Origin of the sequence: Pseudarthrobacter sp. B4EP4b (assembly GCF_006680095.1) — a bacterium.
Taxonomy (GTDB): domain Bacteria; phylum Actinomycetota; class Actinomycetes; order Actinomycetales; family Micrococcaceae; genus Arthrobacter.
Window position 1 is genome coordinate 1 of the sequence record NZ_VHIJ01000027.1, and the last position, 17,890, is coordinate 17,890.

15 protein-coding genes are annotated in these 17,890 nt (G+C 64.8%); 5 read left to right on the forward strand and 10 right to left on the reverse strand.

Annotated features, from left to right (window positions below):
• Window positions 1-282: 282 nt before the first annotated feature.
• The 3 genes from FNL14_RS09900 to FNL14_RS09910 are packed head-to-tail and all read right to left on the reverse strand — an operon-like array spanning window position 283 to window position 3,544.
• Entirely contained in the window at window positions 283-1,623 is a 1,341-nt protein-coding gene (locus tag FNL14_RS09900) for a sugar ABC transporter substrate-binding protein (protein ID WP_091422627.1), read from the reverse strand.
• A 42-nt stretch (window positions 1,624-1,665) separates the two neighbouring features.
• Window positions 1,666-2,592, reverse strand: a complete 927-nt coding sequence (locus FNL14_RS09905; protein WP_142059646.1) for a carbohydrate ABC transporter permease — start codon at window positions 2,590-2,592, stop codon at window positions 1,666-1,668.
• A 10-nt stretch (window positions 2,593-2,602) separates the two neighbouring features.
• Window positions 2,603-3,544 carry a carbohydrate ABC transporter permease gene (locus FNL14_RS09910; protein WP_142059648.1) on the reverse strand — a complete coding sequence of 314 codons (942 nt, stop codon included), beginning with the start codon at window positions 3,542-3,544 and terminating at the stop codon, window positions 2,603-2,605.
• A 210-nt stretch (window positions 3,545-3,754) separates the two neighbouring features.
• Here FNL14_RS09910 and FNL14_RS09915 point away from each other — a divergent pair, with 210 nt between their 5' ends.
• A complete protein-coding gene (locus FNL14_RS09915; protein ID WP_142059650.1) occupies window positions 3,755-4,954 on the forward strand; it encodes a Gfo/Idh/MocA family protein in 1,200 nt (399 codons plus the stop codon).
• An 8-nt stretch (window positions 4,955-4,962) separates the two neighbouring features.
• On the forward strand, window positions 4,963-5,991 hold the full coding sequence (locus FNL14_RS09920; RefSeq protein ID WP_370455846.1) for a LacI family DNA-binding transcriptional regulator: 1,029 nt from the start codon (window positions 4,963-4,965) through the stop codon (window positions 5,989-5,991).
• A 10-nt stretch (window positions 5,992-6,001) separates the two neighbouring features.
• On the opposite strand, the gene FNL14_RS09925 is transcribed toward FNL14_RS09920, so the two are convergent.
• From FNL14_RS09925 to acs, 5 genes are all read right to left on the reverse strand, one after another.
• Window positions 6,002-6,790, reverse strand: coding sequence for a DeoR/GlpR family DNA-binding transcription regulator (locus tag FNL14_RS09925; protein ID WP_091422617.1), 789 nt, complete (start codon window positions 6,788-6,790; stop codon window positions 6,002-6,004).
• Between the two features lie 58 nt (window positions 6,791-6,848).
• Complete coding sequence (locus FNL14_RS09930) at window positions 6,849-7,760, reverse strand: carbohydrate ABC transporter permease (RefSeq protein ID WP_142059654.1); 912 nt, start codon at window positions 7,758-7,760, stop codon at window positions 6,849-6,851.
• Entirely contained in the window at window positions 7,757-8,728 is a 972-nt protein-coding gene (locus FNL14_RS09935) for a carbohydrate ABC transporter permease (RefSeq protein ID WP_142059656.1), read from the reverse strand. The genes FNL14_RS09930 and FNL14_RS09935 overlap by 4 nt, the downstream gene beginning before the upstream one ends.
• Window positions 8,729-8,876: 148 nt before the next feature.
• Complete coding sequence (locus tag FNL14_RS09940) at window positions 8,877-10,187, reverse strand: ABC transporter substrate-binding protein (RefSeq protein WP_255470773.1); 1,311 nt, start codon at window positions 10,185-10,187, stop codon at window positions 8,877-8,879.
• A 204-nt stretch (window positions 10,188-10,391) separates the two neighbouring features.
• Complete coding sequence (gene acs / locus FNL14_RS09945) at window positions 10,392-12,410, reverse strand: acetate--CoA ligase (RefSeq protein WP_142059664.1); 2,019 nt, start codon at window positions 12,408-12,410, stop codon at window positions 10,392-10,394.
• Between the two features lie 394 nt (window positions 12,411-12,804).
• Here acs and FNL14_RS09950 point away from each other — a divergent pair, with 394 nt between their 5' ends.
• The 3 genes from FNL14_RS09950 (at window position 12,805) to FNL14_RS09960 (ending at window position 15,782) form a co-directional block, all read left to right on the forward strand.
• Window positions 12,805-14,211: a hypothetical protein gene (locus FNL14_RS09950; protein WP_142059660.1), complete on the forward strand. Its 1,407-nt coding sequence runs from the start codon at window positions 12,805-12,807 to the stop codon at window positions 14,209-14,211.
• A 102-nt stretch (window positions 14,212-14,313) separates the two neighbouring features.
• The gene (gene nth / locus FNL14_RS09955; protein ID WP_142059666.1) at window positions 14,314-15,108 is read left to right on the forward strand and encodes an endonuclease III; all 795 of its coding nucleotides are present in this window, start codon (window positions 14,314-14,316) and stop codon (window positions 15,106-15,108) included.
• A complete protein-coding gene (locus FNL14_RS09960) occupies window positions 15,105-15,782 on the forward strand; it encodes a CoA pyrophosphatase (protein ID WP_091422604.1) in 678 nt (225 codons plus the stop codon). Before nth ends, FNL14_RS09960 begins: the two co-directional genes overlap by 4 nt.
• A 29-nt stretch (window positions 15,783-15,811) precedes the next feature.
• Here FNL14_RS09960 and FNL14_RS09965 read toward each other — a convergent pair whose 3' ends face one another.
• Window positions 15,812-16,003 carry a DUF1508 domain-containing protein gene (locus FNL14_RS09965; RefSeq protein WP_091422602.1) on the reverse strand — a complete coding sequence of 64 codons (192 nt, stop codon included), beginning with the start codon at window positions 16,001-16,003 and terminating at the stop codon, window positions 15,812-15,814.
• Between the two features lie 173 nt (window positions 16,004-16,176).
• The coding region (locus tag FNL14_RS09970) for a bifunctional 3'-5' exonuclease/DNA polymerase (RefSeq protein WP_142059662.1) at window positions 16,177-17,890 on the reverse strand (1,714 nt) is incomplete at its 5' end.

Below are 17,890 nucleotides of genomic sequence, written 5' to 3' on the forward strand. Positions count from 1 at the left end.
GGCTCGCCGAGGATGGCGAGGTCCGGGAGGGGGCTGCCAAGGTCAGCACCCCAATGGATGATCTCGGCCTCCCCGCTGTTGAAACTGATCACCAGGCTGGTGCCGGCGGAACGGAGGTGGAGGGGGTCCATAGGATCTCTTTCAGTGTTCAAGGGGTGCGCCTTAAGTTACGCACGTCAGGAAAGCAAGGGGAAGGGGTGGCCGGATGCCGCCGCCGCGAGGAGGGGAACGGCGGCATCCGGCGCAGTGGTTGCGACCACATACGCAACCACGTTTGGGTGCCTACTTGAACAGGGCGTTGACCTGTTCGTTGGCCTGGGTGAGGGAGCTTGCGGGCGCCTTGCCGGAGACCACTGCGTCCATGGCTGGCTCCATGATGCCCTTGACCTTGGCGGTGTTGTCCGTGATGGGGTACAGGAACGTGGTCTTGTTTTTGACGTGTTCGGTGAAGGCGGAGACGTCCACGCCCTTGGCGGCGAACGCTTCAGCGGCCTTGTCCGAGGATGCCTTGAGCGCCGGGAAGACAACCGCCTTGGAGGCTACAACGTCCTGGCAGTCGGCCGAGGCGAGGTATTCCACCCACTTGATGGACGCATCCTTTTTCTTGGTACCGGCCCAGATGGAGTCCGCCAGGCCGTTAAACATCGAGGCACGCTCGCCCTGCGGACCCACAGGGGTGGGGGCGATGCCCACTTCGATGCCCTTGTAGCCGGTGTACTGTCCGATCATCCACGAACCATGGGCGTTGATGGCAGACTTGCCTGCCGCGAACGTGTCGGCCATGGCTGCGCCCACAGTGGTTTCCAGCTTGGGCATGTAACCCTTCTCAGCCAGGCCGGCGAACCATTCCATGCTTTCCTGGAACTTGGGGTCGTCGTAGTTGTAGTGGGTGCCCCACGGGTTCTTGTCCGTGTGGGACCATCCGGTGGTGTTGGTGAGGTAGCTCCACTCGGTCTGCCCGGAGGAGTCGCCGCCGCCGTTCAGGCCCAGCCCGTAAACGGCAACGTTGTTCTTGTCGAAGCCGGGCTCGTCGCCGCGTTTGCCGCTCTTGTCCACGGTGAGGTGGGCAACAACCTTTTCGTACGTGCCGCCGTCCTCCGGGTTCCAGGTGAGGTTCTTCATCTGGTCCTCGGTGACGCCGGCGCCGGCCAGCATGGCCTTGTTGTAGAACAGGCCGATGGTGTCCCAGTCCTTGGGCAGGCCGTAGCGCTTGCCGTCCTGGCCCACCCACAGATCCGCGAGGCCTTCGTTGTAGCCCGTCAGGTCGATGTTGTCCTTCTTGACGGCGTCATCGATGGCCAGCAGCTGCTTGTTTTCGGCCAGTTCGCCGTAGCGGCCCAGGTGGTTGGTGAACACGTCCGGTGCCGTGCCGCCCACGAAGCCGTTGGTGAGGGTGCTCCAGTAATCGTCCCAGCCGCGCTGGGTGATCTTGACCTTGATGTCCGGGTTGGCCTTGGTGAAGTCGTCAGCGCACTGTTGGTAGGCCGGGAGCTGGTTGGCGTCCCAGAGCCAGTAGCTGATCTCGCCCTTGGAGGACTCAGCCGAGGAGGCTGATCCGCTGCAGGCGGACAGGGACAGTGCCACAGCTGCGGCGACGGCGACGGCGCCGAGGGTTTTCTTCATGGTTCTACTTTCCGTTCAGGGGTGGGATGGGTGGCGTGGTGGTTACTTGATGCCGGAGAAGCCGATGGAATTGACGATCTTCTTGCCGAAGGCGGCGAAGAGGATCAGCACCGGCAGGGCCGAGATGAGGGTCGCGGCCATGAGGCCGGACCAGTCCGGTGCACCCTGCGGCGACTGGGACTTGAAGACGCCCAGGCCAACCTGGAGCACACGGACGTCGTCCTGGGAACCGACCAGCAGGGGCCAGAAGTATTCGTTCCACTGGCCGATGAAGGTGAGCAGGGCAAGGGTGGCGATGGGGGCTGCGGCATTGGGCAGGACGATCTGGAAGAAGATCCGAAGGTGCTTGGCGCCGTCGAGCATGGCCGCCTCCTCCACTTCGCGGGACATGTTCAGGAAGAACTGGCGCAGGAAGAAGATGGCGAAGGGGGTCATGAAGATGTAGGGCAGGACCATGCCGAGCATCGTGTTGAGCAGGTCCAGGTTCTTGATCAGCAGGAAGTTGGGCAGGGCGGTGAAGATCGGCGGGACCAGCATGGTGCCGAGGAAGAGGCTGAAGACGGCGTTCCGGCCCTTCCAGCGCAGCCGGGCAAAGGCATAGGCGGCCATTGCGCTGAAGAAGACTGCGCCCGCAGTGGTGATGGAGGAGAAGACTATCGAGTTCCGCAGGTAGAGCCAGAAGTCGATCTGCGCCCCGGAGCCGCCTTCCGCCACGGCATCCGCCGCTGACTGGAGCCCGAAGACCCGCTTGAAGGCGCCGAAGCTGAACTCCGCCGGCAGCAGGCTGGCGGCGTTGGTGGCAAGGGCGTTGTTGGTGGACAGTGCCGTGCGCAGGACCCAGAGGAAGGGAAGCACGGAGACGGCGATCGCGAGGACCAGCAGGGCCCAGGCGGCGGCGCGGCGGGGGTTGAAAGGACGACGGCGGCGGGTTGCGGCCGGCAGCTGGGCGCGGCTTGCTGTGGTGGTCATGGAGGACTCCTTAGTCCAGGTCCGACTCGTTGCCCTTGAGGAACTTCATTTGGATGAAGGCCACCAGGGCGAGGATGAGGAAGAGAATGACGGCGATGGCGGATCCGTAGCCGAAGTCCGACTCGGTGAAGGCACGCTGGTAGATGTAGTACTGGATGACGCGGGTGGCGTTGACCGGGCCGCCTGCGGTGGTCACGGCAACGGTGTCGAAGACCTGGAAGGAACCGATCACCGTCACCACCAGCACCAGCACCAGGACCGGACGCAGCAGGGGAATGGTGATCTTGCGGAAGGTCTGGAAGGCTGACGCCCCGTCCAGTTTCGCCACCTCGTACACGTGGCCCGGGATGGACTGCAGGCCGGCGAAGATCAGCAGCGCTGTGTAACCCATGTGCCGCCAGGTGTTGATTACGGCCTGGGTGGGAATGGCCCACTCCTCGCTGCCGAAGAACGCCACCCGGGGGAGTCCGGCCCATTCGATGAACTGGTTCACCACGCCGATCTGGTAGTCGAGCATCCAGAACCACAGCAGTGCGGCGATGACGTTGGACATCAGGTACGGCATCAGCAGGGCGCCGCGGATGATGGTGGATTTGGCCACCTGGTGCATAAGGAGCGCCAGGCCCAGTGCCAGTGCGGTTTGCAGGACGATGTTCAGGAAAACGTACTGGCCAGTGACGGCGAGGGAGTTCCAGAACAGCGGGTCCTTGGCGATGGCCGTGTAATTGTCCACCCCTACCCATTCCGGGTCTCCGAGGATGTTGTACTCCGTGAAGCTGAGGTACACGCCGCGGATGGTGGGGACAACGTAGAAGACGATGAACCCGATCATTGCCGGGGCGATGAAAAGCAGTGCGATCTTGAGGTCCCCGAACCGGCGGAGGCCGCCGTAGGGCTTGGGTTTGTCCGGGGCAGGCGAAACAGGTGCTGAGTGTTTGGCAAGGGTGGTCATCTTCGACCCTTTCCTGACTGTGACGGGGGTAACAACTTGAAGAGCAATCTACACGAGTAGATACAGGGCCGCAAGGATTACTTTTAATGCTGTTTCTTGCGGGATTAGTTCACCTACTGGCTTATTGACTCGAGTAGAAGCAGGTGCAACACTGGCTTCCTGATGGAGGGCGCCTGCCTCGGCGCCCCCGCAACCAGGGAAAGGCAGACAATGACGTTTTCGATCGGCGTACTCGGCGCGGGACAGTTCGGCGGGCAGTTCGCACACCTTTTCAACCTCCACCCCGGGGTCAGCGAGGTGTATGTGGTGGACGAGCGGCCCGAGCGCGCCGCCGAGGCCCGGGAGCGCTACCACCTCGCAGGGTCCAAGGGGAGTTTCGAGGAACTGCTCGCTTCCGACGTTGACGCGGTTGCGATCTTCACGCAGCGCTGGACCCACGGCCCGCTGGTGGAGCAGGCATTGCGCGCCGGCAAGCATGTGTACTCGGCCGTCCCCATGGCCATCTCGGAAGATGAGATTGCGCGCATCATTGACGCCGTCCGCGACACTGGGCTGGTGTACATGATGGGGGAGACCAGCTATTACAACCCGGCGACTGTATATGCGCGGGAGCAGCATGCAGCAGGGCGGTTCGGCCGGATCTTCTACTCCGAGGGCGACTATGTCCACGACATGGACCTGGGCTTTTACGACGCCTACCAGTACAGCGGCGGCGACCGCTGGAAGGAAACTGCAAGCTACCCGCCGATGCTCTACCCCACCCACGCCATCGGGGGTGTGCTCGGCGCCGTCCCGGCGCACGCCGTCAGCGTCAGCTGTGTAGGTGTCCGGGATGACCGGAACGACGGCGTGTTCGACCAGGCCGTCAGCATGTTCGGCAACGACTTTTCCAACGCCACAGCGCTCTTTGAACTGAACGACGGCGGCGTGATGCGTACCAATGAAATGCGCCGCGTGGGCTATCCGTCCCACATCCGGGAGTCCCGGTTCCGGTTCTTCGGTACGGAGGCAAGCTTTGAGCAACTGGCGAAGGTCACCGTATGGCAGGACAAAATGAACGTCCATGACATTTCGGAGCAGGTGGAAACGCGGCCCAGCATGTCCCTGGATGATCCTTCGCTGGCCAACGTGGCCCCTGAACTCCGGGACGCTTTTGTGTCCGGCCTCGCGCCCGTCCACAATGCGGAGCGGCTGCCGGAAGAGTTCCGCGGTGCACCCAACGGGCATGAAGGCAGCCACCACTTCCTGGTGGATGACTTTGTGACCGCCGTGAACCAGGGCACGCTTCCGCCGGTCAACGCCTGGGTGGCGGCCCGCTTCACCCTGCCCGGGATCGTGGCCCACCAGTCGGCCCAGCAAAACGGCGCGCGGCTGCCCATCCGTGACTTCGGCGACGCCCCGGCCCACTGATAGCTAGCATGTACTCCATGACCACTTCGGCAGTGCCGGCCCCGCGCGGGCCGGTGACGCGCAAGGACGTTGCGCGCTTCGCGGGCGTCAGCACCGCCGTCGTGAGTTATGTGGTTAACGGGGGGCCCAAAAAAGTGGCGCCCGCAACGGAAGCCAAAGTGCAGGACGCCATCCGCCGGCTGGGGTACCGCCCGAATGCTGCCGCCCGTGCCCTGAAGCTGGGATCCAGTGAAACGATAGGGCTGGTCATCCCGGACAACAGCAACTCTTTCTTTTCGCTGCTGGCCCATGCCGTGGAAGATGCGGCCGCCGAACTGGGCTACGCCTTGTTGCTGACCAACTCGGACGGAAACCTTGCCAAGGAACTCCGGAACCTCCGAAACCTTGCGGCACGCCAGGTGGACGGGGTGATCCTTTCCAGTGTTCTGATGGAACCTGCCCTGCCGGAACTTGAATCTGCGGAGATTCCTGTTGTCCTGCTGAACCACAGTGCTGACGCTCCGGGATTCGACAGCGTGGGCGTTGACCTGGTGGCCGGGGCGAAAACGGCCGTGGAACATCTGATCGGCCACGGGCATACCAATATCGCCCTGGCCATGGGAACCAACACGGGCAACTACTATGACGGCCGTGAAGAGGGCTGGCTCCAGGCCCTTGCCGCGGCCGGCCTGTCCGAAGGTCCCATTGTCCGCACCCCGTTCACGCGGGAGGGCGGCTATGCCGCCGGGAAACGCCTCCTGGCCGCAGCAAGCCGTCCCACCGCTATCTTCGCCACCTCGGACCTGCAGGCGGTGGGTATCCTTCGGGCGCTGCATGAAGCGGGATTGTCAATCCCCGGGGACATTGCCCTGGCTTCCTTCGACGGCTCGGCCGAGGCGGAGTACAGCTGGCCTCCGCTCACCACAGTGAAACAGCCGGCAAAAGCCATGGCGGAGGCCGCCGTCAGTGCCCTCATCGGCGCCCACCGCCACCACGAATCCGAACACCTCATTTTCCCTGCCGAACTGCAGGTCCGGCAGTCCTGCGGCTGCTCGTAGCCTGGCGCTCCTAGGCTGCGGCCAGCCGCAGCCTGCCTACCCTCTCCTGCAGGACACGTTGTGCCTCGGAACCAAGTCCGGGATCGCTGATCACCTCGTCCACTTCCTCCAGTGCCGCAATGGAACTGATGCCCAGCACCCCCCACTTGGTGTGGTCCGCAAGCACCACGGTCTTCCTTGCGGCGGCCACAAAGGCGCGGTTCGTTTCGGCTTCGAGCAGGTTGGGGGTGGTGAAGCCCGCCATCGCATCCATGCCGTGGACACCCAGGAACAGCAGGTCCAGGTGCAGCTGCTTCAGGGCGCTGGTGGCGATAGGGCCCACCAGCGCGTCCGACGGCGTGCGCTGGCCCCCGATCAGGATCACCGTGGAGCTGTAGCGGGCCGGGCCGGTTGACGCAGCATGGTGGAACAGGTCGGCGATGCGCACCGAGTTGGTGACCACCGTGATCTGGGGTCCGTTGACCAGTTCCTTGGCCAGTGCCCAGGTGGTGGTCCCGGCGCTGAGGCCAACGGCCATACCCTCCTGGACCAGGGCCGCGGCTTCGACGGCGATGGCACGCTTCTCCGCCGTCAGCTGCGTGGACTTCAGTTCAAAGCCGGGTTCGTGCGTGCTGGCATCGCCAGGAAGCTTGGCTCCGCCGTGGATCCGCTCCAGCTTGCCGCCTTCCTCCAGCAGTTCGATGTCCCGGCGGACCGTCATCAATGAGACACCCAATTGCTGGGCGAGGTCCGAGACACGGACCACCCGTTCGCGCTGGACGGCGTCCACGATGGCCTGGTGGCGTGCTGCGGGGAGCATGGGGTTCCTTTCGTGCTGCGGGAGGGGGAGCGCTGTTCCCGTCAAAGTCCATCATGGTCTACCCCTTGCTTGAACCAAGAGTCAGGCCCGCAACAAACTGCCGCTGCAGCAGCAGGTAGATCACCAGCGTGGGAATCACCGTGATGACGGCCCCTGCGGCCAGGAGGTTGTAGTTGCTCAGGAACTCGCCCTGGAGGTTGTTGATGGCCGTGGTGATGGGTAGCCGGTTACCGCTCTGGATGAAGATCAGGGGCCAGAAGTAGTCGTTGTAGATGAAGATGACCTGGAGTGTGCCGAGCGCTGCGAATGCCGGCCGGCAGAGTGGCATGATGATCTCCCGGTACTGCCGCCAGATGCCGGCGCCGTCCACCAGCGCGGCTTCGGTGAGGTCCGCCGAGAGCGCCTTCATGTAGTTGGACAGCACAAAGGTGCAGAACCCCATCTGGAACGCGGTATTGACCGCGATCACAATGATGTAGGTGTTCAGCATGTTTCCGGAGTCGCTGAACGAGTACGGCACTTCGAAGTGCTTGGCCATCTCGAACAGCGGTGCGGCCAGGACCTGCGGGGGGAGCAGGTTGCCCGCGGTGAACATGATGAGCAGGGTGACGTTGAACTTCCAGCTGACGCGGCTCACGGCGAACGCCATGAGGGACGCCAGGAACAGGGTCAGCAGCACTGCCGGAACGGTGAGGATGATGGAATTCAAGAAGTATGTGGCGAACCCGCCCTGGGTCCAGGCCTGGATGAAGTTGTCGAAGTTGAAGTCACCGGCAAGGCTGAAGTAGCCATATTCGTTCGTTGATGCCACCGGCCGGAGGGCCGTGAAGAGGGACCAGCCCAGCGGAACCAGCCACATCACCGCCATGACCGTGAGGAAAATGTGGGTTCCATAATGGCGCTTGGGCCTGCTGCCGGACCGCAGCGCTGCGGTATCGATGGTGCCCGGGCGTGCTGTGGTGGTGCTCATGCTTTGTTCTCCTTGCCGAAGGTGCGGCTGAGGTAGAAGACGATGGGGACGAGGGAAATGACCAGCAGCACCACTGCCAGGGCGGAGCCGACGCCGATCACCTGGCCTTCGCCCACCAGGTTCTGGATCACCAGGGCGCTGAGCATTTCCAGGCCGTTGGTGCCGCGGTTAATGACGTACACCACGTCAAAGGCCCGCAGTGATTCGATGATGGTGATCACCACAATGACGATGTTGATAGGACGCATGGCAGGAAAGACCACGCGGAAGAAGGTCTGCACCGCGCTGGCCCCGTCGATGGCCGCGGCTTCCTTCAGGCTCGGGTCTACGCCCTTCAGCCCTGCCAGGTACAGGAGCATGACGTAGCCGGCATGCCGCCAGGTGGCAGCGATCATGGCTGCCCAGATGTTCACTGAGGAGTCCCCGAACCAGTCAACGGCCTGCGGAGTCCCCGCCGTGCCCAGCAGGAAGTTCAAAAGGCCGTTGTCGCGCTGGTAGAAGAGCTGCCAGATGATGCCGATCAGGGCCAGTGAAAGCATCACGGGCGCGAAGAAGATGCTCTGGTAGATCTTGCTGCCGCGGATGTTCTGGTCCAGCAGCACAGCGAGCAGCAGGCCCAGCGGTGTGGCAATCAGGGCCAGGAACAGGAGCCACAGCAGGTTGTGCTGCACGGCCGGCCAGAAGGGCGGATAGTCCTGGGTGATGTATTGGTAGTTTCCGGTGCCGGCAGGGCGGATGTCGGCCAGGTCCAGGCCGTTCCAGCTCGTGAAGCTCAGCCCCACGGACATCAGGGTGGGCAGCCAGACCAGGATCAATTCGATCAGGGTAGGGATCCCCACCATCAGTGCCAGGACCACTTTGTCCCGCCCGGCAAGGCGGCGGACCCGCCCGCCCCGGGTCCGGCGGATGCGGCCGCCCCCGGGTTCCCGCGCTTCGGGCGGGATCAGTTCTTGTGTTGTGCTGCTCATGGAAGTCTTCCTTGGTTGGTGCGGACGCTGGAAGGGAACGACGACGGCGCGGGCCTGCGCCGCCGTCGTCGTTCCCTTCCCGGCTGGTCGCCAGTGGGGCGGCCCGGGCAGGGCTGGAAGATCAGCCCTGGGACTACTGCGCTGGGAACTACTGCGCGGCGTAGAGCGTCTTGGCCTGGGCCTCGAGGTTTTTGACGTCCATCTTGCCGTCCTTGATGAAGCTCTGCAGGGCCGGGATCATCACGTTGTTGGCCATGGCGGGCAGTGCATCGCGGTCAAAGAACTGGCTGATGTACTTCGCGTCCGCGATGGTATCCGCACATTTCTTGTTGAGCGGGCTGAACTTGGAGGTGTCCGTCCCCTTGGCGGTGGCGATGTTGGACGCGTCCACGGCGGCATAGGCATTCTGCGCCTCGGCGGTGCCGAGGAAGGCCATGAAGTCCCGCGCCGTCTTGTTTTCCCCGCCCTTCTTGGACAGCAGGAGGCCGTCGATGGGGGCTTCGACGGCGTCGCGGCCTTCCATTGCGATCTCCGGAAACGCGAAGAAATCGATGTCTGCCAGCACCGCAGGGTCCGTAAATTGCTGGGTGACAAAGGAGCCGAGCAGGTACATCCCGGTCTTTTTCGCCTCCAGCGCCTTGGCGGCGTCCTGCCAGGTCTGGCCGAGGGCCGCCGGATCCTGGAAGGGAAGCAGGGCGGACCAGGTGTCAAAGACCGCGTTGACCTTTTGCTGGTCCCAGGATTCCTTGTGCGAGCAGAGGTCCACATGGAACTGGTAGCCGTTGAGCCGCATGTTGATGTAGTCGAACGTGCCCATGGCCGGCCAGCCGTCCTTGTCGGCGAAGCCGATGGGGATGATGCCGTCCGCCTGCATCTTTGCGGCAAGGGTCTTGAGGGCGTCGAAGGTTTCCGGCACCTCGTAGCCCTTCTCGGCCCAGAGGCTCTTCCGGTAGAAGAAGCCCCACGGGTAGTTGTAGTTGGGGACGAAGTACATCTTGCCGTCCGGACCCGTGGAAGCCTTCTTCAGGGCATCGGAGTAGTTGCCGCCGATGGTTTCCCAGACATCATCGATCGGTGCGAGGAGGCCCTTGCCGGCGTAGTACTGCATCCGGTAGCCGGCAAACCAGGTGAAGGTATCGTCCGGAGAGCCCTGCAGGTAGGAATTGATCTTGTTCTGGAAGTCGTTGTGGGGCACCACGTTCGTGGTGACTTTCTTGCCGGTCTTGGCCGTGAAAGCGTCAGTGACGGCCTGGTAGGCCCGCTTGGGGACGTCGTCGGAGGAACCGGATCCGAAGGTCAGGCCGGGGGAGTCGGAGCCCGAGGCGGACGGGGCGCTTCCGCCGGTACAGGCCGCGAGGAACGGGATGCCGGCCAGGCCTGCCGCGCCTACGCCAACGGTCTTGAGGATGCTCCGCCTGCTCGGAAATGCAGTTGCAGACGCATCAAACTGTGAAGCCATGTTCTCTCCCTTGAAAAATAGCCGCATGTGAGACACCTCACATGCCTCGACTATAACCTCGCAAAACAGAACATGGAAGAACGGGAAATAACATTTTGGATATCGATTATTTTGAATCGTCACAAAACACGAATGGCCCCGATTTCCCTGATTAACAGGGAAGCCGGGGCCATTCTGCAGCTTCTTGGGGATGCTAAGCCACTGTTACTTTCTGAGCGACTGCGCGATCTGCTGCATGATGGTGGGATCCGAGAGAGTGGTGGCGTCTCCCGGGTCACGTCCTTCTGCGACGTCCTTGAGGAGGCGGCGCATGATCTTGCCGGAGCGGGTCTTGGGCAGTTCGGGGACCACCAGGATGTTCTTCGGTTTGGCGATGGGGCCGATTTCCTTGCCCACGTGGTTCCGGAGTTCCTGGACGATGTCATCTCCGGAATCCACCGCGTCGCCACGGAGGATAACGAACGCGACGACGGCCTGGCCTGTGGTTTCGTCCGAGGCCCCGACCACGGCGGCTTCGGCCACCGCGGGGTGGGATACCAGGGCGGATTCGATTTCGGTGGTGGAGAGCCGGTGGCCGGAGACGTTCATCACGTCGTCCACCCGGCCCAGGAGCCAGATGTCGCCGTCTTCGTCCTTCTTGGCGCCGTCGCCGGCGAAGTACATGTTCTCGAAGCGGGACCAGTAGGTGTCCTTGTACCGTTCGGGGTCGCCCCAGATGCCGCGGAGCATGGCGGGCCAGGGTTCGCGGATCACCAGGAAGCCGCCGTGGCCGTTGGGGACGGATTCGCCCATATCGTCCACCACGTCCACCGCGATGCCGGGCAGCGGCACCTGGGCGGAGCCGGGCTTGGCTGCGGTGACTCCCGGGAGCGGGGCGATCATCTGGGCGCCGGTTTCGGTCTGCCACCAGGTGTCCACGATGGGGGTTTTGTCCCCGCCGATGACCTTCCGGTACCACATCCAGGCTTCGGGGTTGATGGGTTCGCCGACGGAACCGAGGACGCGCAGGGAGGACAGATCGTACTTGTCCGGGATCTCCCGGCCCCACTTCATGAACGTCCGGATCGCGGTGGGGGCGGTGTAGAGGATGGAGACCTTGTACTTCTCCACGATTTCCCACCAGCGGCCCTGGTGCGGGGAGTCCGGGGTGCCTTCGTACATGACCTGGGTGGCGCCGTTGATGAGCGGGGCGTAGGTCACGTAGGAGTGGCCGGTGACCCAGCCGACGTCGGCCGTGCACCAGTACACGTCCGTCTCCGGGTGCAGGTCGAACACTGCCTTGTGGGTATAGGCGTTCTGGGTGAGGTACCCGCCGGTGGTGTGCAGGATGCCCTTGGGCTTGCCGGTGGTGCCGGAGGTGTAGAGGATGAACAGCGGGTGCTCGGAATCATGGCCCACCGCGGTGTGCTCGGCGGAAGCCGCCTCCACGGTGTCTGCCCACCAGTGGTCCCGGCCCTCGGTCCAGTCCACGTCCTGGCCGTTGCGCTTGACCACCACAACGTTCTGCACGCTGTGGCCATCGTTCGCGAGGGCCTCATCCACGGCGCTCTTGAGGGCGCTGGGCTTGCCGCGGCGGTACGTGCCGTCGGCGGTGACCACCAGCTTGGCCTCGGCATCCTCGATCCTGGAGCGCAGCGCGTCAGCCGAGAAACCGCCGAACACCACCGAGTGCACGGCGCCGATCCGGGCGCAGGCCAGGAGCGTGATCACGGCCTCGGGGATCATCGGCAGGTACACGGCCACGCGGTCACCCTTGACCACGCCGAGGGATTCGAACGCGTTTGCGGCCTTCTTCACCTCGTCGGTCAGCTGCGCGTACGTGTAGGTGCGGGTATCTCCGGGTTCGCCTTCGAAGTAGATGGCCACCCGGTCGCCCCGGCCGGCCTCCACATGCCGGTCAAGCGCGTTGTAGGCTGCGTTGACCTCTCCGCCCACGAACCACTTGGCGAACGGCGGGTTGGACCAGTCCAGCGCCTCGTCAAAATCCTTGCTCCAGGTCAGCAGCTCACGCGCCTGCTTCGCCCAGAACGCCGGCCGGTCGGCGGCGGCCTCCTCGTATTCCGAAGCCTTGACCACGGCGTCAGCGGCGAACTCGGGAGTGGGCGGAAACGTCCGGGTCTCGTGCAGCAGGTTTTCAAAGGCATCGCCCTGCTGGCCGGCCTGCCCGCCTTGTCCGGAGCCGGCGGCAGCGGTGGCCGTGGAGCTTGAAGTGTCCTGGGACATGTGAACCTCATCATTCATCGATCTTTGCTGCGGGGCATCCGCCTCCGGCCGGGCTCCGCCGCCTGCACGACGCCGGGCACCGGCTGGTCACGGATTTTCCGCAAAGAGCTGTTCCGGAATCAAGACTAATGCTTGCCAGTGGCGCATGTGTGCGCTGTCACAAACGGACCCGCGAACGGCATTTATTAAGCGGTGAGTGGACGCGAGGGGCCACTGAACCGGCCGCGCCCAGCTAGTGATCACTGAGGCTGTTGACTAGGCTGAGATTGAATTGTGACTTCACTTCGGTGCCTCCCATCCGGCCGCGCAAGCGTCCGGGGCAGGAGGGAGCCGCTGTACGACGGCACGGTTTCGGGGCCACTTGGCCCGGTGCCGCCACGCTAAGGAGAACAGAATGAACCAGCAGATCTTCGGCCAGAAAACAGGCCCTGACGCCGAGGCGGGTTCCGGCAGTTCCGCTGCCCCGGCCGCCGGGGCAGGCAAGCCGGCCACGTCCGAAGGCAAGGGCGCCAACGCCCACCAGGCAGTGCTCGGTCCGTTCACCATCCGGGACCTGGCCGTGTTTGCCGCCACGCTCATTTTGTTCGTCGCGTCCCTGCTGCCCATCTTCGGCGGCCGCTACAACCTCTGGAACCTGAACAACCTCTTCTTCCTCGGCCTGGGTATTGTCCTGCCCCTGGTGGTGAGCGCACTCTTCGCCGCGCGCAGGCTGGCCCCCGGCACAAAAATCAGGATCGGATCGCTGTCCATCGACCAGTTCGCTTCCGTCGTCGCGTCCTTCGCGGTCGCCTTCTTCTTCCTGACCGTTGCCGTCGCCTATGTGCCCACCTTGCTGGTGGCCCTGATCGGCGCCCTGGTCCTGTTTGCCGCGACGGTCCTGGGCCGCTTCATTCCCTATGTCTCACCCGACTTCCAGGGCCGCGTGGAAGTCCCCGCGCATGTGGTGGCACGGGAAGCAGCCGTTCCCGTCCAGAAACCGCGCGCGCCCAAAAAGCCCAAGGTGGAGTCCACTGCTTCCAAGCCTGCCTCCGGCGCAGGGCTGTTCAGCGGTGCCGGGGCCGGATCCTCGGCGGTCCAGCCCCATGCCACGCAGCACCACGCCCCCGCCACGGCGGCGGTTCCCACTGCCGGCGTGGCCGCTTCCGGGACGCCTGCCACGGGCCCGGCACCTGTTTCCACTGCCCCCGAAGCATCCGACGCCCGCCCGGCAGGTGACCCGGGGCCCGCAACGCAGGCGTCCGACGTCGTCCGTCCCGCTTCGGCGCAGCCGGCAACCCAGGCGTCCGGCGTCGTCAGCCCTGCGTCAGCTTCTTCCGCGGAGGAGACGCAGCTGGCGGACCTCCCCGCGGCCGGTGGTGCGGCTGCGGGTGCTGCCGCTGGTTCCGGAGCTTCGCCGGCCGCTGCGCAGCGTACTGCCGGCAACCACGACGGCGGCCCGGCAGCTTCCGCTGCCGCTGCCCCTTCCGCTGCTGCTGCCCCTTCCGCCGCTCAGGGCTCCTGGGAGCCGCCGGCCGCTACGGCCGTCCACCCGCAGGTCCGGGCGGACAATCCGATCGGGGCAACAGTTGATCCCGCAAGCCGGCCTGAGGAAGCGGACGAACAGCCCATCCATGAAGCGTTCTGGTTCGCCGTGGCACAGCACCGCACCGCCTTTGATCCGCGCACCGGCGCTCCCGCATTCGTGATCGAGCCCGGCGGCTGGGTGCTGGCACTGGAGGACCGCGGACACGAATTCCTGGTCCAGCACACCGACGGGCGGCTGGGCGTGCTGCGCGACCTCAGCAATATCGAGCGCGGCTAGCCGATGGGCTCGCCCCGGGCCGCCAAAGCCACACGGGCCGTCACCGGTTCCCGGGCAGCCAGGGCCGGCGGCGGGCAGGCTCCGGCCGGCCAGGCCGCCGGTATGCCCGTGGTCTCCGCCGAGTCCATGCTCGGACTGAAGAGGCGGGCGCGGCGGATCAACAGGGCCCTGGCAGAGAAGTACCCCTACGCCCATGCCGAACTTGATTTCCGCAATCCGTTCGAGCTGCTGGTGGCCACGGTCCTGTCCGCGCAGACCACCGACGTCACCGTCAACCAGATCACGCCGCTGCTGTTCGCGCGTTATCCTGATCCGCGGTCCATGGCAGAAGCGGATCCAGCCGCGATCGAAGAGATCATCAAACCCACCGGTTTCTTCCGGGCCAAGACGCGAAGCCTTCTCGCCCTGTGCACCCGGCTGGTGGACGAGTACAACGGCGTGGTTCCCGGCCGGCTGGAGGACCTGGTCACGCTGCCGGGGGTGGGCCGGAAGACCGCCAATGTGGTGCTGGGCAACGCGTTCGGCGTCCCCGGGATTACGGTGGACACCCATTTTGGCCGCCTTGCGCGCCGGTTTGGCTGGACACAGTCCGAGGACCCTGTCCAGATCGAATATGACGTGGCCGAGCTCTTCGAGAAGAGGGACTGGACCATGCTCTCCCACAGGGTGGTGTTCCATGGGCGGCGGGTGTGCCACTCCCGCAAGCCGGCATGCGGTGCGTGCCCCGTGGCCACCTGGTGCCCCAGCTACGGCATGGGCGAAACAGATCCGGCTAAAGCGGCAAAACTGCTGAAATACGAACTCGCTCCCGGCAACGAAGCCCTCCTGGCCCAGCTGCTGGCCGAAACCCACCGGGCGGCCGAAATCAGGATGGAATCCCAAAAGAGGAACCCGTGAGCGCCCGCGAAGACCTGATCGGCTTGGCGCGAAGGTCCGCGTCAGGGTCGGTATCCGCCCCGGACCCCCTGTGGGCCGCCCTGACGGTGGATGCCACGCGGGCGCGCAGGGCCGCTGTCCTGATGCTTTTCGGGGCCCTCGATGACGTTCCGGCTGCCTCGGACAAGCCGCTGGCCCCCGCAGACCTGGACGTCCTGCTCCTGGAGCGCGCGCACACCCTGGGTTCCCACCCCGGGCAGGTGGCGTTTCCCGGCGGCGCCATTGACGCACGGGAAACACCCGTTCAGGCGGCCCTGCGGGAGGCCGAAGAGGAAACGGGGCTGGAGACGGACGGCGTGGAGGTCCTGGGCACCCTGCAGGAACTGGGCCTGGCCCACAGCAACTTCCTCGTCACCCCTGTCCTGGGGTGGTGGCGCTCGCCGTCGCCCGTCGGAGTGGTGGATTATGCCGAGTCCGCGCAGGTGTTCCGGGTCCCCGTCCGGGACCTGCTGGATCCGGACAACAGGGTCATGGCAACAGTCCACCGTGCGGGCCGCACGTTCGACAGCCCGGCCTTTACGGTCAATGGAGTGGTGGTCTGGGGTTTTACCGGCATCGTCCTGAACGGCCTCTTTGAACAGCTCGGCTGGGCCGTTCCGTGGGACCGGAGCCGGGTGCACCCGATGGGTGTCTAAAGTTTGCCGCCGGCGCTGGTCACTTTGCCTCAGGCCTGCTGATGGCGGAGATCCACCACTATCCCGGTGGCCGCATTCTCACGCATCGCCTTAACGCCTTCCAAAAGTGTGTTCAGAGACTTGAAGTTTGGCGAGACGGCAACGATGTTGCCTTCTGCATCCGTCAGCCGCAGCCTGTACGACTCGTCCCCAACCCGATGTATTTCAAACCTGCCCGCCATATGCCGGACCTCCCCTGGTGTTGCGTCTTTGCATCAACCTTTGGACCGATCTGCTTCAGTCACCAGAAGACTGTAACCCGCGTCACGGTGACCCGGCGAGCTACCGCCGGGTAGGTTACTTTTCTCGACAAACGTCGCGCCGGCGGGCACCAAGGTGCGTTGCAGGTCGCTTCCTATTTGGCGTTGTTGTACGAATCCACCACTGCCACGCTCACCGGAAACTCCACCGGAACAGGCCCGAACAACAGCGCCTTTGCTGCGCTCGCGGCATCCTCAATCGCCTGGATACACGCTTCCACTTGGTGGACGGGTGCGTGGACCATCACCTCGTCGTGGAGGAAGAAGACGAGCTCCGCCCTCGCTTGGCCTTCCGTGCGCAAGGCACGCAGCCGCCGTCGTAATTCAGCCAGCCAGCAGGCTGCCCAGTCCGCAGCGGAACCCTGGACCACGAAGTTGCGCGTGAAACGCCCCCTGGAACGCGCTATCGATTCTGCCCGCCGCTGCTCCTCGGCCGACGCCGGACGCTGGCTTTGGAACCAGCGCTCCGACGGGGGCGGGCTGCTGCGGCCAAGCCGCGTGGTGACGGTTCCGCCGGACTCGCCGGCCCGGGCTGCCTGTTCCACAAAACCCACCGCCCGCGGATAGGTCCTGGTGAGCTGCGGCATCAGGCGCCCGGCCTCGCCGGAGGTCGCGCCGTACATGGCACCGAGCAGCGCCACTTTCGCCTTCGCCCGGTCGCCGCCGAACCCCTTCGCGGCGATGCCGGCATAGAGGTCCTGGTCCCGGGCGGCCTCAGCCATGATGGCGTCCTGCGCCAGTGCCACGAGGACGCGCGGTTCAAGCTGGGAAGCGTCCGCCACGATCAGCTTGTAGCCTGGATCGGCATGGACGGCGCCGCGGATCTGGCGCGGAATCTGCAGGGCACCTCCGCCGCGCGAGGCCCAGCGGCCCGAGACCACGCCGCCCACTACGTACTCAGGCCGGAACCGGCCGCCGGCAACCCACGCGTCAAGCCAGGCCCAGCCGTTCGCCGTGTGCAGGCGTGAGAGCTTCTTGTAGGCAAGCAGCGGTTCGATGGCCGGATGGTTCGACTCCTTGAGCTCCCACTGGCGGGTGCTTTTCACCTCGATGCCGTTTCGGTGCAGGGCACGGATGAGTTCCTGCGGGGAGTCCGGATTCAGTGTAGGGGCGTTCACCAGCCTACGCAGTTCGATGTTCAGGGCCTCAAGCTTGGCCGGGCGGTGGCCCAGGGGCGGGCGGGGACCCAAATAGTCGGCCAGGATTTCCTCGTGCAGGTCCTCCCGCCAGGGAACTCCGGCATGCTGCATTTCAGCCGCGATCATGGCAGCGGCGGATTCGGCGGCCAGCAGGAGCTGAAGCCGGCTGCGGCGGTTCTCCTCCGGATTGACGGCGGCCAGCGCTTCCTGCTGGGCAGCGTATTCGCTCCGAAGGTCTTCAGGGGTGAAACGGAGCCGGGAGCCAGTTTTCGGATCCTCGAACAGGGCGTCCTGTTCGGGAGGCGGCGGAGGCGGCTGGAGCGCACGCGGCGGCTGCTCCGGGTCATCCAGGGTGACCTTCTCGGCGTTCCTGGCGTAGTCAGTGTGGGCGGTGAACTGGGAAAGGGCCAGGATGTTCCCGCAGAGGCTCAAGTCATAGCAGCGTTCGAGTTCAACCCCGCATGCCAGCAGGGACGGGTACCAGTCCTGGGTGCGGTGCCAGATCCAGCGGGGCCCTTGCCCCGTGCGTGGCGTGCGTTCCAGCCCGCGGACGACGTCGGCCAGCTCGCTCGTGGAGGCAAGCCTGGGTTCCGGATTGTCCGGGTGGGGGTGGCCGGCCTGGGTGAGTTCCTGCAGGACCGCGCCGGAGGGGTGGGCGGCGAGCAGGAGG

Excerpts from the sequence above, each read along its gene's own strand:
- FNL14_RS09900 (WP_091422627.1), bottom strand. The coding sequence starts at position 1,623 with ATGAAGAAAACCCTCGGCGCCGTCGCCGTCGCCGCAGCTGTGGCACTG.
- FNL14_RS09905 (WP_142059646.1), bottom strand. The coding sequence starts at position 2,592 with ATGACCACCACAGCAAGCCGCGCCCAGCTGCCGGCCGCAACCCGCCGC.
- FNL14_RS09910 (WP_142059648.1), bottom strand. The coding sequence starts at position 3,544 with ATGACCACCCTTGCCAAACACTCAGCACCTGTTTCGCCTGCCCCGGAC.
- FNL14_RS09915 (WP_142059650.1), top strand. The coding sequence starts at position 3,755 with ATGACGTTTTCGATCGGCGTACTCGGCGCGGGACAGTTCGGCGGGCAG.
- FNL14_RS09920 (WP_370455846.1), top strand. The coding sequence starts at position 4,963 with ATGTACTCCATGACCACTTCGGCAGTGCCGGCCCCGCGCGGGCCGGTG.
- FNL14_RS09925 (WP_091422617.1), bottom strand. The coding sequence starts at position 6,790 with ATGCTCCCCGCAGCACGCCACCAGGCCATCGTGGACGCCGTCCAGCGC.
- FNL14_RS09930 (WP_142059654.1), bottom strand. The coding sequence starts at position 7,760 with ATGAGCACCACCACAGCACGCCCGGGCACCATCGATACCGCAGCGCTG.
- FNL14_RS09935 (WP_142059656.1), bottom strand. The coding sequence starts at position 8,728 with ATGAGCAGCACAACACAAGAACTGATCCCGCCCGAAGCGCGGGAACCC.
- FNL14_RS09940 (WP_255470773.1), bottom strand. The coding sequence starts at position 10,187 with ATGGCTTCACAGTTTGATGCGTCTGCAACTGCATTTCCGAGCAGGCGG.
- acs (WP_142059664.1), bottom strand. The coding sequence starts at position 12,410 with ATGTCCCAGGACACTTCAAGCTCCACGGCCACCGCTGCCGCCGGCTCC.
- FNL14_RS09950 (WP_142059660.1), top strand. The coding sequence starts at position 12,805 with ATGAACCAGCAGATCTTCGGCCAGAAAACAGGCCCTGACGCCGAGGCG.
- nth (WP_142059666.1), top strand. The coding sequence starts at position 14,314 with ATGCCCGTGGTCTCCGCCGAGTCCATGCTCGGACTGAAGAGGCGGGCG.
- FNL14_RS09965 (WP_091422602.1), bottom strand. The coding sequence starts at position 16,003 with ATGGCGGGCAGGTTTGAAATACATCGGGTTGGGGACGAGTCGTACAGG.